The 17453-nt window shown below is 41.4% G+C and carries 15 protein-coding genes; 2 read left to right on the top strand and 13 right to left on the bottom strand.

What is annotated here, in order from left to right; all coding sequences use genetic code 11:
- Window positions 1-611 precede the first annotated feature (611 nt).
- The 6 genes from H5715_RS05410 to H5715_RS05385 all read right to left on the bottom strand — a co-directional run bounded on the left by H5715_RS05410 (window position 612) and on the right by H5715_RS05385 (window position 5105).
- A complete protein-coding gene (locus H5715_RS05410) occupies window positions 612-1328 on the bottom strand; it encodes a L,D-transpeptidase family protein (RefSeq protein ID WP_075188144.1) in 717 nt (238 codons plus the stop codon).
- A 134-nt stretch (window positions 1329-1462) separates the two neighbouring features.
- Window positions 1463-1879, bottom strand: a complete 417-nt coding sequence (locus H5715_RS05405) for a hypothetical protein (protein WP_075186652.1) — start codon at window positions 1877-1879, stop codon at window positions 1463-1465.
- Between the two features lie 502 nt (window positions 1880-2381).
- Window positions 2382-3359: a hypothetical protein gene (locus H5715_RS05400; protein ID WP_221892346.1), complete on the bottom strand. Its 978-nt coding sequence runs from the start codon at window positions 3357-3359 to the stop codon at window positions 2382-2384.
- A complete protein-coding gene (locus H5715_RS05395; protein ID WP_185906603.1) occupies window positions 3352-3720 on the bottom strand; it encodes a hypothetical protein in 369 nt (122 codons plus the stop codon). Before H5715_RS05395 ends, H5715_RS05400 begins: the two co-directional genes overlap by 8 nt.
- A gap of 120 nt (window positions 3721-3840) precedes the next feature.
- On the bottom strand, window positions 3841-4296 hold the full coding sequence (locus H5715_RS05390; protein ID WP_075186651.1) for a GNAT family N-acetyltransferase: 456 nt from the start codon (window positions 4294-4296) through the stop codon (window positions 3841-3843).
- A gap of 524 nt (window positions 4297-4820) precedes the next feature.
- Complete coding sequence (locus tag H5715_RS05385) at window positions 4821-5105, bottom strand: hypothetical protein (protein WP_075187343.1); 285 nt, start codon at window positions 5103-5105, stop codon at window positions 4821-4823.
- 650 nt (window positions 5106-5755) lie between these two features.
- Here H5715_RS05385 and H5715_RS05380 point away from each other — a divergent pair.
- Window positions 5756-5986: a type II toxin-antitoxin system Phd/YefM family antitoxin gene (locus tag H5715_RS05380; protein WP_075184717.1), complete on the top strand. Its 231-nt coding sequence runs from the start codon at window positions 5756-5758 to the stop codon at window positions 5984-5986.
- Window positions 5983-6378, top strand: a complete 396-nt coding sequence (locus tag H5715_RS05375; protein ID WP_185906527.1) for a type II toxin-antitoxin system VapC family toxin — start codon at window positions 5983-5985, stop codon at window positions 6376-6378. Before H5715_RS05380 ends, H5715_RS05375 begins: the two co-directional genes overlap by 4 nt.
- A 114-nt stretch (window positions 6379-6492) precedes the next feature.
- On the opposite strand, the gene H5715_RS05370 is transcribed toward H5715_RS05375, so the two are convergent.
- The 7 genes from H5715_RS05370 to H5715_RS05340 all read right to left on the bottom strand — a co-directional run bounded on the left by H5715_RS05370 (window position 6493) and on the right by H5715_RS05340 (window position 17285).
- Entirely contained in the window at window positions 6493-6867 is a 375-nt protein-coding gene (locus H5715_RS05370; RefSeq protein ID WP_083607995.1) for a hypothetical protein, read from the bottom strand.
- A gap of 3515 nt (window positions 6868-10382) precedes the next feature.
- Entirely contained in the window at window positions 10383-10694 is a 312-nt protein-coding gene (locus H5715_RS05365) for a hypothetical protein (protein ID WP_075185373.1), read from the bottom strand.
- Between the two features lie 144 nt (window positions 10695-10838).
- Window positions 10839-11987 carry a DUF6161 domain-containing protein gene (locus H5715_RS05360; protein WP_075185372.1) on the bottom strand — a complete coding sequence of 383 codons (1149 nt, stop codon included), beginning with the start codon at window positions 11985-11987 and terminating at the stop codon, window positions 10839-10841.
- A 96-nt stretch (window positions 11988-12083) separates the two neighbouring features.
- The gene (locus H5715_RS05355; protein WP_185906602.1) at window positions 12084-12512 is read right to left on the bottom strand and encodes a hypothetical protein; all 429 of its coding nucleotides are present in this window, start codon (window positions 12510-12512) and stop codon (window positions 12084-12086) included.
- Window positions 12513-13977: 1465 nt separating this feature from the next.
- Window positions 13978-14505, bottom strand: coding sequence for a hypothetical protein (locus H5715_RS05350; protein ID WP_075187527.1), 528 nt, complete (start codon window positions 14503-14505; stop codon window positions 13978-13980).
- 511 nt (window positions 14506-15016) lie between these two features.
- Window positions 15017-16339, bottom strand: a complete 1323-nt coding sequence (locus H5715_RS05345) for a hypothetical protein (RefSeq protein WP_083608276.1) — start codon at window positions 16337-16339, stop codon at window positions 15017-15019.
- Window positions 16340-16874: 535 nt separating this feature from the next.
- Window positions 16875-17285, bottom strand: a complete 411-nt coding sequence (locus H5715_RS05340) for a DUF4279 domain-containing protein (RefSeq protein WP_075188189.1) — start codon at window positions 17283-17285, stop codon at window positions 16875-16877.
- Window positions 17286-17453: the final 168 nt, after the last annotated feature.

Here is a 17453-nt window from a genome sequence, read left to right as displayed (position 1 = left end):
AGCCTAAAAGTGGTTCCACAAAACTCTCAAAAAACTCAGTGCTCAATTGAAACACGTAAAAACCTTACAACTAACTACGAGCGCTTATAACGTCGAGCTCACCGGCGCATATTGCGGAGAGCGTTTTTATGTAAAATGGAGCACCGCGACATACATAAAAACGAGCGTAGCAATATGCGTCCGAGTGCAGCGATTTGTTATGAGCTGGGTGGCACTTATTTCCTACAACGCTCTTTGTGGAGCGAACGCGGAACTTTAGCCTATTAAAAACCCAACCAGTTTAAACTACTATTCTTACAATTCGCACCTTCTTGATGGAGCTTTGAAGATGCGAACTACCCATTTTTGTTTCGCAGTGGAATCTTAAACGGTGAGCCAAGGAACGAACCGTTTTTCACTCACCTTATTTCAATGCTTTCTATTGTTACCACTTGGTAGCTTTCTTGCGCCGAGTGAAACTATTTGTTTTTTCTCCACGATTGCACTTACTAAACTGCGAACTCTCAATTTAATAAAAATTCTGGAACGACAACTAAATCATTTAAACCCGCCATAACGCTTAAAGAAGCCGCGCATTTATGCGTCGGCTTGCTTTACTTGTTAGCACTGGATTACGCGCCGAACACATATTTACCATTGGATACCTCAACGTTTGGCGGTTGTTTATGTTTATTGAAGTAATCATAACCCTCTTTGAGGTTAAGCCAAAACGAATGCCACTGATTTGAGCTGTATTTTAATAGGGTAACGCCCTCAAGTTTGAAAGGGAATGAATGAACCCTAAAATAGGGTTGCCCAGATTTTAGCGCAGCAACGCCAAGGGCGTAAATTTCATTAATATATGCGTCGGTCATCGCGTAGCAACCTATGGATACGCAGCTGCCATGAACCATCAGTGCACTACCGGTACGGCCTTGCAAGCGGTCGTATTTATTGGGGTAGCCTAAATTGAAAGATAAGTGGTAACTACTCCAGGGGTTTAGCCTGCCTGCATTAACATAGTAGAAGCCCTCAGGGCTTTGGTTGTCACCTTGCTTCAGCTTCGGACCGAGATTGCCTGAAAAGGTGCAGATATCATAGTTTTTGAAGTTTACGAAGGTTCCATCATCGGACTCAACCCATACTTCAAGTACCCCAGGGTCTTTGAAGATACGGATAAATATAGGTGCCCCGTATTTAAGACCTAGATTCGATAGCTCCTTCTTCAACGCTGGCTCTACGCTTGCTATGGATCTTTCTGCTCGGGCACTTGTTGGGATTTCTACTGCAAGAGACTCAAGGCCCAATAAGATAGAAAGCAAGAATATGATTGGTTTTAGTTTATTCATATTTCGTGAGAAGGACCAAGAGTGCTAACGCCTAGCTCACCTGCGAATATTGCGGAGAGCGTTTTTGTGTAAAATGGAGCTACGCGACATACACAAAAACGAGCGTAGCAATATTTGTCAGGTGCAGCTACTTGTTAGGGCTTTGAATACTTTTTAAAACCACTTAACTTACTGCTTATAAAGCCACCTAGTTCAGTGCTATTTTCATATGGCTCTAAAGCGGCTGCTATTTCCCACGGAGGATTTACAATACCAAAATACATTAGCACCTTATCTTGTTCCATATTTGGCAGTAACGACAAATACCGCAAGAACCCTTTAGGGCATTTAAAGAATGCTGTTTCGTTTATTTGCGAAAGCCATTCCATTGTAGACGCTCCTGTATACTGTCCTGACAGCGACAACGAAAATAGGCCTTTGTAATTAATCTCATTTTCACAGGACGACTGGCCTACAGTTTTTGACATACTCACTAACGCAGACTCACCTTCAGTCTGCGCAAGCGACACTACTGAGATAATTAAAAATACAGCTATAAGTAATATTCTCATTGAGTCTCTCACTAGCAGCGCCCTAACGTTTTGCTAAACGGCGCAGCTTGCTGCATCCAGTGGAGGCCGTCTTTTGGCCGGAACGATGTTTAAGTAATTTGTTATAAGCGGAATCGCACCGAACTTCCTAGTGATTACCACAACACCTTACTCAAAGACGCTACTTCAATATTTTGACTTGGCCGACGCAAAGATGGTTGGAACGGAGTCAAACAGCCAACAACAAACTGATTTACTAAGCCAAACTATATTGTTGTTCTTTAACAATTTAGTTTGGTTGGTATTACTCGCACCGAGAACGAACACTCTTAACCTCAAACTATGGCGGCCGACAGGCTGCCTTTTAGCTTAAAACTGATTCCACAAAACTTTCAGTAAAGCTCAGCGTTCAATTGAAACACGTAAAAACCTTACAACCACCTACGAGCGCTTATAACGCCTTAAGAAGGGGCTGCCGGTACGGCAGTCCCGCTTGCTTAAATTGTTATATGCTTTGCCCGATTTATATATCATGTTTCGATGCTGCCTTTGCAACTGGTGATTCTAACAGCTTTTCCGTTGGCACCGCTTTAACTCGGGAGCAAATTATGGATGCCTGCTTTTCTGAAATATTATCTCGACTTGATGTGAGTATTTCGGTGCCTTTCCTTAACCTATTAGATACGTAATCTGGGAGCTCATGGTCTTTTACTGCCAAAGTGCCTTTGTTTGGCGATATACGAGCAGTTTTCCAGCCTTTGTTACTTGATAGTTTTATTGGGCATAATTGCAAAAACTTAAGGTATTTTATATATACAAATGAGTCTTTATCCGTTGTAAGGACATCGTGCTCTATACCGCGTACGAGGTACATATTAAAATCACTATCTGAGGGCTCGCTTGCTTTATCTAAGAGCAATAGCAGTTGGCGTTGCTCCCCAGGATTAGTGGATTTCCCCAGCAGATAGTTTCTGAGTCGATCAATTGCGGTGGGAACATGACGAAGCATACCTTCATCAAAATAATCTAGCCCAACCTCATGGTAAGCATACGACAAAACCCTGAACGAAACGGAGGCAAGATATTTAGTTAGCCAAGTATCATGGGAAAAGGTATTTTCGCTACCGTCTTGATACTTGAAGAATATTTCATTTGCGAATTTAGTCTCCCATACACTAAATAAATCTTCGCAGTCACCACATAGAAAAGGTATTTTCAGACCGTCTTGGGTAGACTTATTTGGATTTTCAGTAGAGCGAATATTGCCTGTAGGTGATGTTTTTTTAAGGTGACGAAAAACAAACTTGGGGATTATATGGCTTAACTCCAAATCCTTTTCTTCTTCACACAGTCTACATTTTGTCACTGAACTCGACCCTGCATATAACGCCTTGCTCAGCCGCAGCCAAACTGTAGCGCCTTTTTTGTGCGACAATGAGCGAAGCGAAAGCACAAAAAGGCGCGGAGGTTTGGATGTCGGCTGGAGAAAATTGTTATGCATCGCTCTCACATATTTCGGTGTACCCTTGAGGAAGGGTGTCTGTACTCTCATAGCCCAGCTCTATAGCATCTGGTAAATTTTGAGCTGAAATGGTATGAATATTAATATTGCTATCGCCAAGACCACATTGAGCTGCGACCGCAAGCCCTGTTATATAGCCACATGTTGAATTAATAACATCAATACCATGTTCAATTAAGGTTTGAGCAGTAACCTGAAATGAATTTCCTGTAGTTTCACACTGAATAGCCCCGCTATTTATGTAGACTTGTATGCTTTCTTCCTCGAGGGTGCCTGAACTTCCATTATCTTTACATGAGACTAGCAATAGCGAGACCAACATTATAATTATTGACTTCATAATCTATCCTTAAATGCATAACGCCCGGCTAAGCCGCCGGAACGGAGTTGATTGTTTTGTGCGAGCGTAGCGGAAAAGCACAAAACGAGCAACGCAGTGGAGGTCGGTTTGAGCCGCTTGTTATAAGACATGACGCTCCATAACTATATTTGCCCTTGAATATACAGGGTGAGGCCCTTCTGAGACAGTTTGGAAACCATATTTTTTGTATAAACCTATAGCAGTACCTAGCTTAGTGTTTGAAACCAAATAAACTCTTTGGGCGTTAATTTTTTTGAGCTTTGAAAGGCAATGCTCAATTAGCCGGTTTCCGTAACCATTTCCTTGGTATGCTGGAGAAATGGCCATTCTTGCAAGCTCAAAAACACCCTCACCTTCATTAAATAATGCACATACGCCTATGACTTTATCTCCTGAAATCAAAGAGAAAATATAACCCCCATCTTCGATGATCTTAAATGGGTTAGAAGCTAAGTTTCTGTCAGTTTCTTCGATTGCAAAATAATGGCCAATCCACTCCTCATTGAGGCGAATAAAATCTGCTAAATATTCTCTGGAATTCTCGGTGATGTTCATAATGGCTTATAACGTTTTGCTAAACGGCGCAGCTTGCTGCGTCCAGTGGAGGCCGTCTTTTGGCCGGAACGATGTTTAAGTAATTTGTTATAAGCGGAATCGCACCGAACTTCCTAGTGATTACCACAACACCTTACTCAAAGACGCTACTTCAATATTTTGACTTGGCCGACGCAAAGATGGTTGGAACGGAGTCAAACAGCCAACAACAAACTGGTTGACTAAGCCAAACTATATTGTTGTTCTTTAACAATTTAGTTTGGTTGGTATTACTCGCACCGAGAACGAACACTCTTAACCTCAAACTATGGCGGCCGACAGGCTGCCTTTTAGCTTAAAACTGATTCCACAAAACTTTCAGTAAAGCTCAGCGTTCAATTGAAACACGTAAAAACCTTACAACCAACTACGAGCGCTTATAACGCCAGTATCACACGCAAAAACTGTGGCGTGTAGTTTGTGTAAAATAGGCGAAGCCCTTACACAAACGGAGCGACGCAGTTTTTGTCGAGTGTATACTTTTTTTATGCATTTGGGTCACTCTCTACCTTATTATTGAGTTTTTTAGGCCGCCATAGAACAGGCTTTACAACCTTCCTCGGCTTACGCCATCTAAAAAGCGACGCCACTAATTCTACAACAAAGAGAATAACCCAAAATATAAACTCAACAAATAGAACAACCAGGATTCCAAAAACCTCCCAAGCTGTAAGCACTTCAACACCTGCCACAAAAAGCCCTACTATTGCCTCTACGATAGCAACAATAAAACCTACAATTGCCTCAATGATTCCGGCAATAATTTCCATAATGAAGACTTCTCAATTTATTGCATAACGCCCCAAGCAGAGGCTTACTTTGCGTTTTGGAGCGAAGCGACGGCAAAGTAAGTCCTTCTGGCTTGGTTTGTTACTTGTACCAAACACCTACTCGCTTTGAGCTACGCTGTTACGCCAATTGCTGTATTTATTTGAAAAGCCTGAAGCTTTGGTTAGGCCCAACTATAACCGTGGGATAGCCAAAACAGAAGGCATAAAATTGACCCAAAACAACAAGTGATTATGGCAACCAACAGAAAGGAACGAACGGGAGGAATAAACCGCAAATTCCCTTTGCTAGGTAAAGCTTGGTTGCGTTTTCTGCAACGTAGCTTTACCGAATACCAAATCTGCCTCTTACAAAGCACGCTGTAAGCGACCAAAGGTGGCTTACCTAAACTTGATGGAGGGTGACAGATTTAGGAACACCCTATTGCAAATTAAAAGCACATTAAACTTTTTAGATTAGACAAGTAACGTTGCTATAACCTGCCGCCAATGTGGAGCTGGTTTTTGGGCAAAAATGGCCTTAGGCCATGCCCAAATACCAGCGTAGCATTGGGCGTCAGGGTTTATGGCTTTGTTATGCATTTTACGCTATATTGTACAGCTTAATTGTACAACTAACGAGCGGTACGGCTATGCAAACTGTAAATATTAGCGATTTTAGAGCTAACCTATTGAAATACTTAGAGAAGGCCAACGGCGGCGAGCAAATAAGCGTTACCACCAACGGTAAGCTAATTGCCACCATAGCGCCCCCTATAAACCAAAAGCAACTGGCCCAACAGCAATTAGAGCTACTGGCTAAAAGCGCCAAGATTACTGACGTTGTTGCACCAATAGACTCAGAGTGGGACGCGAATATATGATTCTTCTCGATACCTGCGCTGTTATATGGGATGCCCTTGACCGCCAACAACTTACAGATAGAGCTTTAAGTGCCATAAACAAAGCGGACGAGTTTAATGCGCTTATTATTTCCGACATTACTATCTGGGAAATAGCAATGCTCGTACACAAAGAGCGGATTAAAATAGACACTACCGCCTCCAACTTTGTAAATTTGTACCTGCAAACGAGAAATATTTCAGTCATTCAAATTTCCCCGGAAATTGCAGAACTGTCTGTAAGTCTCGGACCAGAAATAAACAAGGACCCCGCCGATAGAATTATTTCCGCCACATCAATAATTCAAAACGCTCAGCTCATAACCGCAGATCAAAACCTTATCTCAAGTGAGATAATTGATACGCTTTGGTGATGCATAACGCCAAGCTCACCTGCAAATATTGCTAGAGAGCGTTTTTGTGTAGAATGGAGCTACGCGACATACACAAAAACGAGCGTAGCAATATTTGTCAGGTGCAGCTTTTTGTTATGTGTGGACTTCAAATCGAAGTTCCCCACCTTGAATATTAACTTTGCCAAAATCACCCACAACAAGAAATGAATCATCGGCAACATTGAGTTCGTCAATTTTGCCGTAATCAACTGATCCATCAGGATCTGTAGTTGGCTGAACTAACTCTCTTAACTTTAAGCCACTCACCTTCTTTACCCCCACAAACTCAAGTGTTGCTTTTCGGTAACAGGTATATTCATTTTTCTTAGGCGTTGAGTAATACTCGGATTCAGGCCAAATACTTGCGTCCAATTCGAAAGATACATTATCAGCTTCGTAATACCAACTCAGAACAAATGAATCGTTAAGATCAATACCTTTAAATATTTCGATTTGAGACCACTCCATCCTCATACTCGCTTACACATAACGTTTTGCTAAACGGCGCAGCTTGCTGCGTCCAGTGGAGGCCGTCTTTTCGGCCGGAACGATGTTTAAGTAATTTGTTATAAGCGGAACCGCACTGAACCTGCTAGTGAGGACCACAATACCTTACTCAAAGACCCTTCTTCAATATTTTGACTTAGCCGACGCAAAGATGGTTGAAACGAAGTCAAACAACCACCAACAAATTGTTTACTAAGCCAAGCTATATTGTTGCTCTTTAACAATTTAGTTTGGCTGGCATTACCCGCACCGGGAACGAACGCTCTTAACCTCAAATTATGGCGGCCGACAGGCGGCCCTTTAGCTTAAAAGTGGTTACACAAAGCTCTCAGAAAGCTCGTTTCTCAATTGAAACACGTAAAAACCTTACAACCAACTACGAGCGCTTATAACGTTTTGCTAAACGGCGCAGCTTGCTGCGTCCAGTGGAGGCCGTCTTTTGGCCGGAACGATGTTTAAGCAATTTGTTATAAGCGGAACCGTACCGAACTTTCTAGTGAGGACCACAATACCTTACTCAAAGACCCTTCTTCAATATTCTGACTTAGCCGACGCAAAGATGGTTGGAACGAAGCCAAACAACCACCAACAAATTATTTACTAAGCCAAGCTATATTGTTGCTCTTTAACAATTTGGTTTAGCTGGCATTACCCGCACCGGGAACGAACACTCTTAATCTCAAACTATGGCGGCCGACAGGCGGCCTTTTAGCTTAAAGGTGATCCCACAAAACTTTCAGTAAAGCTCGTTGATCAATTGAAACACGTAAAAACATTACAACCAACCACGAGCGCTTATAACGTTTTGCTAAACGGCGCAGCTTGCTGCGTCCAGTGGAGGCCGTCTTTTGGCCGGAACGATGTTTAAGTAATTTGTTATAAGCGGAACCGCACTGAACCTTCTAGTGAGGACCACAATACCTTACTCAAAGAGCCTTCTTCAATATTTTGACTTAGCCGACGCAAAGATGGTCGAAACGAAGTCAAACAACCAGCAACAAACTGATTGACTAAGCCAAACTATATTGTTGTTCTTTAACAATTTAGTTTGGCTGGTATAACTCGCACCGAGAACGAACACTCCTAACCTCAAACTATGGCGGCCGACAGGCGGCCTTTTAGCTTAAAGGTGATCCCACAAAACTTTCAGTAAAGCTCAGCGTTCAATTGAAACACGTAAAAACCTTACAACCAACTACGAGCGCTTATAACGCCCCAAGCAGAGGCTTACTTTGCGTTTTGGAGCGAAGCGACAGCAAAGTAAGTCCTTCTGGCTTGGTTTGTTACTTGTACCAAACACCTACTCGCTTTGAACTACGCTGCTACGCCAATTGCTGTATTTGTTTAAAAAGCCTGAAGCTTTGGTTGGACCCAACTATAACCGTGGGATAGCCAAAACAGAAGGCATAAAATTGACCCAAAACAACAAGTGATTATGGCAACCAACAGAAAGGAACGAACGGGAGGAATAAGCCGCAAATTCCCTTTGCTAGGTAAAGCTTGGTTGCGCTTTTTTGCAACGAAGCTTTACCGGATTACCAAATCTGCTTATTACGAAGCACGTTGTAAGCGACCAACGGTGGCTTACCTAAACTTGATGGAGGGTTTCGAATTTAGGAACACCCCACCAAAGCTTAAATACACACCAAACATTTTTTAATAGACAAGTAACGTTGTTATAAACTGCACTTTTTACGTAATGTAATGTTGTGCGATTATGCCGCAGGCATGCACAACATGGAATGCAGTAAAAAGTGTCAGGTTTGATGACTTTGTTATAGCAAGGCAGCGTTCATACCTACAAACCGTCCCCATTTCTCTAACAAAGCTATCGCCGACAATAACGACCAGACCGCCGCACGCCATTTCCCTCTAAACACTACCACTACTGACAAAAGCCGAGCAACAGCACAATATCCAAACGGGAAAAGACTCGTAGTTAAATACCACCAACGATAAAGAAACTACGTTAGCGATGCCGAATCTTGCGATTTACGATCAAACTGCTTGACCAAGCACCCTTCGAAGTAAGGTAAGGGATACTTGAGGCTCACCTAAAAATGTAAAATGCTCAAGACCGCTATAACGCCGAGCTCACCGGCGCATATTGCGGAGAGCGTTTTTATGTAAAATGGAGCACCGCGACATACATAAAAACGAGCGTAGCAATATGCGTCCGAGTGCAGCGATTTGTTATGAGCTGGGTGGCACTTATTCTCTACAGCGCTCTTTGTGGAGCAAACGCGGAACTTTAGCCTATTAAAAACCCAACCAGTTTAAACTACTATTATTTTAGTTCGTACCTTCTTGATGGAGCTTTGAAGATGCGAACTACCCATTTTTGTTTCGCAGTGGAATCTTAAACGGTGAGCCAAGGAACGAATGGTTTTAGACTCACCTTATTCCAATACTTTCTATTGTAACCACTTCGCTAGACTCTTGTACCAAGTGAAACTATTTGTTCTTTATCGACGATTGCACTTACTAAACTTCGTACTCTCAAATTCTGACGAACTCTAGAACGATATACAAATTATTTAAACCCGCCATAACGTTGTTATAAACTGCACTTTTTACGTAATGGAATGTTGTGCAATTATGCCGCAGGCATGCACAACATGAAATGGAGTAAAAAGTGTCAGGTTTGATGACTTTGTTATAGCAAGGCAGCGTTCATACCTACAAACTTTCCCCATTTCTCTAACAAAGCCTTTGCCGACAATACCGACCAGACCGCCCCGACCTATTACCCTTTAAACACTGCCACCAACGACAAAAGCCGAGCAACAGCACAACATCCAAACTGACAAAGACTCGTAGTTAAATACCACCAACGATAAAGAAACTACGTTAGCGATGTAGAATCTCGCAATTTACGATCCAACTGCTTAACCAAGCCCCTACGAAGTAAGGTAAGGGATACTTGAGACTCACCTAAAAATGTAAAATGCTAAAGACCGCTATAACGTTTTGCTAAACGGCGCAGCTTGCTGCGTCCAGTGGAGGCCGTCTTTTGGCCGGAACGATGTTTAAGTAATTTGTTATAAGCGGAACCGTACCGAACTTTCTAGTGAGGACCACAATACCTTACTCAAAGACCCTTCTTCAATATTTTTACTTAGCCGACGCAAAGATGGTTGAAACGAAGTCAAACAACCACCAACAAATTGTTTACTAAGCCAAGCTATATTGTTGCTCTTTAACAATTTAGTTTGGCTGGCATTACCCGCACCGGTAACGAACGTTCTTAACCTCAAATTATGGCGGCCGACAGGCGGCCCTTTAGCTTAAAAGTGGTTACACAAAGCTCTCAGAAAGCTCGTTTCTCAATTGAAACACGTAAAAACCTTACAACCAACTACGAGCGCTTATAACGCGGAGTGCAGCTGCATTTTGGTTGGCGTGGAGTTTTGTGTAAAATGGCGAAGCCATACACAAAATGGAGTGCCGACCAAAATGTCTGCTGGCACGTTTTGTTATGCATTTTCTATTTTTCCATTTTTCTTAAGCTCAGCATAAAGAGTTAGAGATTCAGTGTCTCTATTGATAGCCTTTTGGATCAAGCTACATGCTGCTTCGGCGCCATATTTCGGAGTATTATAAAACAAAAATTGAACCCCAAACAAAGATCCAATTAGGGGCATGTTAGATGGTGGAATATCAAATGGGGCCCAACCAAATACCGGACAAATAAAACTAAACACAATAAACAAAAAACTTAACCATTTATTGGCTTTTACACCCTTTCTAATTAGTAAGTATGTTTTTATATCCTTTTCATCAAACATATTCGATTCTCCTTAACGTGGCGCTTGCATAACGCCCGGCTCACCAGCGCCCAAGCCGTAGCTGTTTTTGTGGTAAAGTGCAGCGAAGCGAAACCCACAAAAACAGTGTAGGTTTGGGCGTCTGCGTGAAGCCGTTTGTTAGAATCATTTTCTACCAGTTGGAATTCTATTTATCAGCTCAATAACATTCGGTGGGGCGCCATCATCCGTAATTATTCCTGTTGCTGCTGGCCTAAATATTGATTGAAGAACTAGCTGTCGCTCTTCAGGAGATGAAGCACCGCCTTCGCTAAGTAGCGCTAAGTAAGATTTAGTCATAATAATACGTTCTTGAGAGCTAAGCTCTAGGTGATTATGGCTTAAATACATTCTCACTAATATTCGTATTAACCATACAGCCAATGACGTGGCAAATATTACAACACCAACTTTCCCCCATAACACCTTCTCCGTTGAAAGAACCTCCCATCCTATCCATGTAATCATCGCGAATATAATTGGAGAAATAATTAACGACGCAATTCCAAAATACTTTGCTCTATTCCGGTGAAACTTCTTATTTTCCTCCCAAAAAGAGACTGGCGCCTGAAGCTGCATTTCACTTTTATAGGCTGCCACAAAATTATTAATTCGTTCTTTAGCAGATTCTGTTTCGTCTTTCAGTATATTTTTTAATTCATCAATTCTCTCTTGGACTTCAGAATTTGCATCTTTTAATTTTAGGTCAATTTCATTATTAACTTTACCAATAAAAGTATCTTTTTGAGACTCCGCTTCTTCTATGGCTTTTTTAACTCTCGAATCTAAACCTAAGACCAACTGCTCAGATACTCGACAACGGTTGGATAACTCCTGCTCTGTTTCGGTAAGCGCTTCAAGCTGACGACGTGAATCAGCACGTATTTCCGCCAGTAAATTGAGATATGCCTGCTTTTCAGGTAATAGCTTTTTCCTAAGCCCTTTTCTAAATAGAAGTGCACTAAGAGTTCCCTCCAATTCCTTATCGGCCTTCCCTAGGAATACTTTCAAAGCGCTAGAGCCTACTTCTTTATCCTCAATACTATTTATAAATCGTCCGGTAGTGGATGTAGAAAGAATAACGCCATTAGTTTCAACCAAGTTATGAAAGTCCTCTAAAATCGACTCCAGCTTTTCGTCGGATGGGGAATCCTTTGAATGCTCACGACTAAATCTTGTATTTAAATCAAAGAGCTCTTTATAGCCAGGAAATTCTGTTTGAAAACTTTTGAGCCAATCCCACGCATCTGCTTCTCTTTCAATACTTTCTTGCAAGTACTTTCTCCTTGGTAGGAAATACCAATATGATTTCTAACGCCCTAAGCAGAGGCGCCGCTTGCGGCGTCCTGCTGACTTAGCTTGTTAAATGTTTTACTGAACAAGAAACTGCTTAGGTAATATTTTTTCGGGTTCTGTTTGGAAAAACATTGATGTAGCACCAACGCCTTTTGAGCCACTGTAGTAGTTTGCTACCGCAAAAGCTGGCCCATTTTGATACTCCAATATGCCGATGATATAGCATGATTTTGATCCGAGAGCTTTTGTGCTTAAAACCGAAGCTGTTTCTATAGGGCCGAAAAATTGCTCGATTTGCCCTAGTGCTTGCGCCTGACTCAATGATCTCGTGTCATTTTCTAATGGACCATTTTTAAGAACGCGCTTCATAAAAGCTGTGCCACCTTCTTTCTTATATACCTCGACAGCCTGCGCAAACTCTTTAGACGCCTTATCGCAGACATCACCAGCAATTACATTGGTGCTAAAAATTACAAGAATTCCAATAAGTAATAACTTCTTCATATTTCTTTCCATTAATAGTTTAGATCTTTCAGATATCGTGACATTTAACGTTGTTATAAACTGCACTTTTTATGTAATGGAATGTTGTGCAATTATGCCGCAGGCATGCACAACATGGAATGCAGTAAAAAGTGTCAGGTTTGATGACTTTGTTATAGCAAGGCAGCGTTCATACCTACAAACTTTCCCCATATATCTAACAAAGCCATCGCCGACAATAACGACCAAGCCATACCAAGCTACTGCCCGTCTAAACACTACAACCACTAAAAAAGGCTGAGCAACAGAACAACATCCAAACTGGAAAAGACTCGTAGTTAAATACCACCAACGATAAAGAAACTACGTTAGCGATGCCGAATCTCGCGAGTTACGATCCAACTGCTTAACCAAGCACCCTACGAAGTAAGGTAAGGGATACTTGAGGCTCATCTAAAAATATAAAATGCTAAAGACCGCTATAACGTTGTTATAAACTGCACTTTTTACGTAATGTAATGTTGTGCGATTATGCCGCAGGCATGCACAACATGGAATGCAGTAAAAAGTGTCAGGTTTGATGACTTTGTTATAGCAAGGCAGCGTTCATACCTACAAACCGTCCCCATTTCTCTAACAAAGCTATCGCCGACAATAACGACCAGACCGCCGCACGCCATTTCCCTCTAAACACTACCACTACTGACAAAAGCCGAGCAACAGCACAATATCCAAACGGGAAAAGACTCGTAGTTAAATACCACCAACGATAAAGAAACTACGTTAGCGATGTAGAATCTCGCAATTTAAGATCCGACTGCTTGGCCAAGCCCCTACGAAGTAAGGTAAGGGATACTTGAGACTCACCTAAAAATGTAAAATGCTAAAGACCGCTATAACGCCGAGCTCACCGGCGCATATTGCGGAGAGCGCTTTTATGTAAAATGGAGCACCGCGACATACATAAAAACGAGCGTAGCAATATGCGTCCGAGTGCAGCGATTTGTTATGAGCTGGGTGGCACTTTCTTTCTACAGCGCTCTTTGTGGAGCGAACGCGGAACTTTAGCCTATTAAAAACCCAACCAGTATAAACTACTATTCTTACAATTCGCACTTTCTTGATGGAGCCTTGAAGATGCGAACTACCTATTTTTTTCGCAGGGGAATCTTAAACGGTGAACCAAGGAACGAACAGTTTTAGACTCACCTTATTCCAATACTTTCTATTGTAACCACTTCGCTAGATTCTTGCGCCGAGTGAAGCTATTTATTCTTTCTCGACGATTGCACTTACTAAACTGCGAACTCTCAAATTACTATGTAGCTAATTGACATATACAAATTATTTAAACCCGCCATAACGCCGTTATAACCGGCCGAAACGGAGGTGATTTGTTTGCGGTAGCGTAGCTTTAAACCGCAAACGAAGCAACGCAGTGGAGGTCCAGCCAGCCTGCTGGCGATGGTTAATAACCTTGTTATGTTTACCCCGGCCAATCTGGTGCAGGGACTGTTAACGTGAGCGGCACCCCATTGTAGGAAAATCCAAAATCTGTAAGTACAGTTATGCCTGACCTAAAAACGACTTCGCCTTTGGAGTTGAGCACGACTACACTATTTTGTGGTTTATCATTCTCCACTATATTGTATAGAAACCAATACAATGCCCCCTCAGCTAAAACTCCACATTCCCGCTGATACCCAAGATGGGGATATGAGAATAGTTCTTTGCCGTCGTAGCCAAAAACCTTAATGCCCTTGGTTTCGAAAACTGCATTGGATTCACAAGATAGAACTTGGGAATTTTCACTAGAATGAATTATCGGGCCTTCAAGACCAGATATTTCGACGACCTCAACACCTTCTTTCAGTATCTTAACGCGAGTTTCACATACATCGCTCTCAGGCTTACACTTCAAATTTTCAATTGTGGAGTAAGGGCCAGCTTGAGAAGACCCCGCCAAAATCAGTGTAAATAAAACAATATTTTTGTTCATAGCGATTTTAAACATAACGTTTTGCTAAACGGCGCAGCTTGCTGCGTCCAGTGGAGGCCGTCTTTTTGGCCGGAACGATGTTTAAGTAATTTGTTATAAGCGGAACCGTACCGAACTTTCTAGTGAGGACCACAATACCTTACTCAAAGACCCTTCTTCAATATTTTGACTTAGCCGACGCAAAGATGGTTGAAACGAAGTCAAACAACCACCAACAAATTGTTTACTAAGACAAGCTATATTGTTGCTCTTTAACAATTTAGCTTGGCTGGCATAACTCGCACCGAGAACGAACACTCTTAACCTCAAATTATGGCGGCCGACAGGCGGCCTTTTAGCCTAAAAGTGGTTCCACGAAACCCTCAGGGGCCTCAGCGCTCAATTGAAATATCTGAAAAACCTTACAACCAACTACGAGCGCTTATAACGCTTAGCTCACCTGCGAATATTGCGGAGAGCGTTTTTGTGTAAAATGGAGCTACGCGACATACACAAAAACGAGCGTAGCAATATTTGTCAGGTGCAGCTACTTGTTAGTTTTTTTGATCCTAGGAAGGATCTTTGTAAAAAACTCTTCTGTTTTATCTTCATCGCATAGACTTTCAATAAAGTCGTTGGAATCATCTGAAGCGATTTCATTTTCAAGTAGAATATTAGCTAAGATTCTAAGTCGATCCAACTGGCCCTGCCCCTTGATTCTTCGTCTAATTTTTGTGTCTTCTTTAACTATAGAAACAAAAATATCTATACTCTCAACGTCAAAAGATTGAAACATTTCTTTGATAGTTGGAGCAGCTGAGTCTGAGTAGAAATTAGTCCGAGAAAAACGACTACTACTGCCCTCATAACCTACATATGTTCTCGTTATCGCTAGTATAAATTTCGGCAATAATTCTTCTGGAATAAAACGAGAAAATGGTTTGATTTCTCTCACCAACTTTGATTCTTTATCCCAATCATCTAAAGAGTCAAATAATTCATCAACTACTGGCTCTATAATAATTCGTCTAGAAGCCTTATTAACATACATCATTCCGGCCACTAAGTTGATATATGATAGGCCTCGGTCTATCTTTTTTTGATCACTCTCAACAATGAGCTTATCAAAACGTTTACCAATTTGCTTCTTATCCTCTTTCGTTAAAGAAGACCACAATATCGGAGCGCAAAACTCGATATTTCCTCGTAAGTCACTAGATATGTTCTCACTTATATATGTTGTCAAGAATCGATTGGATAGCTCAGTTTTATATACTGAGGGCAAATCTGTAAATGCTTGATCAACTGCAATTTTGTTACGCGAATAATCAACCGAATCCATTTGCGTAAGATAAGTTTCAATATTAATAATAGAAGGAGGAAACTCTTGAGAAAGAACATACTTATTACAATCTGATATTAAATTTAAAACCTTAAGCAATCCAGGATCTGAACTTTTGGGGTGCCCATGAAACATGTTTCTTGTTTCACGACATTGATGCATTAATTTCCTACCTTCCCAGCTCAAGACTCCAATTTTGTATGCGCCATCAATTAAATCATTGTCAGTCACATGATCTTGGAAATCTTCATAATGAACTATTGTTTTCTTAGGATTAACCTCTTTGTTAAACAAGTCCAAACTTCTATGAATTATTTTCTGTCTAATGTCGTCAATGACCGCATTCCAGTAAGCTCCAATTGCACTTCTATACCCCTTAACAGGTAAAACCTTTAGCGCCTCTTCTAAGTATGGGCAATCCTGAACTTCCTCCCGCACATTCACAATTTCTTTTGACACAAGATGAGCCTCTTCCTTGGTAATCATCTCAAGTTTCTTTACGTCAGATACAATTAAACCATTTCCCATAAGATTCCCTTGTTCATTGTGATGTACTGAAAACTAACGTTTTGCTAAACGGCGCAGCTTGCTGCGTCCAGTGGAGGCCGTCTTTTTGGCCGGAACGATGTTTAAGCAATTTGTTATAAGCGGAACCGCACCGAACTCCCTAGTGAGTACCACAATACCTTACTCAAAGACCCTACTTCAATATTTTGGCTTAGCCGACGCAAAGATGGTTGGAACGAAGTCAAACAACCAGCAACAAACTGATTGACTAAGCCAAACTATATTGTTGTTCTTTAACAATTTAGCTTGGCTGGTATAACTCGCACCGAGAACGAACGCTCTTAACATCAAACTATGGCGGCCGACAGGCGGCCTTTTAGCCCAAAAAGTGGTTCCACGAAACCCTCAGGCGCCTCTGCGCTCAATTGAAACACGTAAAACCTTACAACCAACTACGAGCGCTTATAACGCCTAATTAACAGGCAAAAAATTGTTGGCTAAAATAAGCGACGAAGGAGCAAAAGCCAACTGTTTTTTGTCCTTGTTTAATTTCTTGTTATGTTACGATTACTGACAAAGCAAAATTTATTTTTAGTTCTTGGAATATTTCTAATGCTTTACTAGAGATATCTACACCTCCGGTCTCACAATCAGTTCTATAACCACAAAATATATCAACTTTTGCTTCGGCTTTTAAGCCAACAATAAACTTTTTATATGGCTTTAATTTAATCCAAAGAGCTAACAAATGATCCTCAAGTGACTCTTCATCACTTAAACCTGATTCAAATGAGAGCATATCATTAGCATAAGGTTTTCGATTACTATTCGGGAACCGTTTATCACCTATTTTATGTTGATGATCTGGAGCCAATAATAAATTGGATTGGATTTTGTCAAAATCCAATCCACTATCAGAGAATATTCTCAGTGATGCGGAATGACAAAAATAATATTCTTCTTCCACCAAACCTTCCTTAGTAACATAACGCCCCAAGCAGAGGCTTACTTTGCGTTTTGGAGCGAAGCGACAGCAAAGTAAGTCCTTCTGGCTTGGTTTGTTACTTGTACCAAACACCTACTCGCTTTGAACTACACTGCTACGCCAATTGCTTTATTTGTTTAAAAAGCCTGA

It is taken from the genome of Teredinibacter haidensis (genome assembly GCF_014211975.1).
In the GTDB taxonomy this organism is placed as follows: Bacteria; Pseudomonadota; Gammaproteobacteria; order Pseudomonadales; family Cellvibrionaceae; genus Teredinibacter; species Teredinibacter haidensis.
Note: the sequence above shows the minus strand (reverse complement) of the source record. Positions and strands in the feature narration are given on the sequence as shown.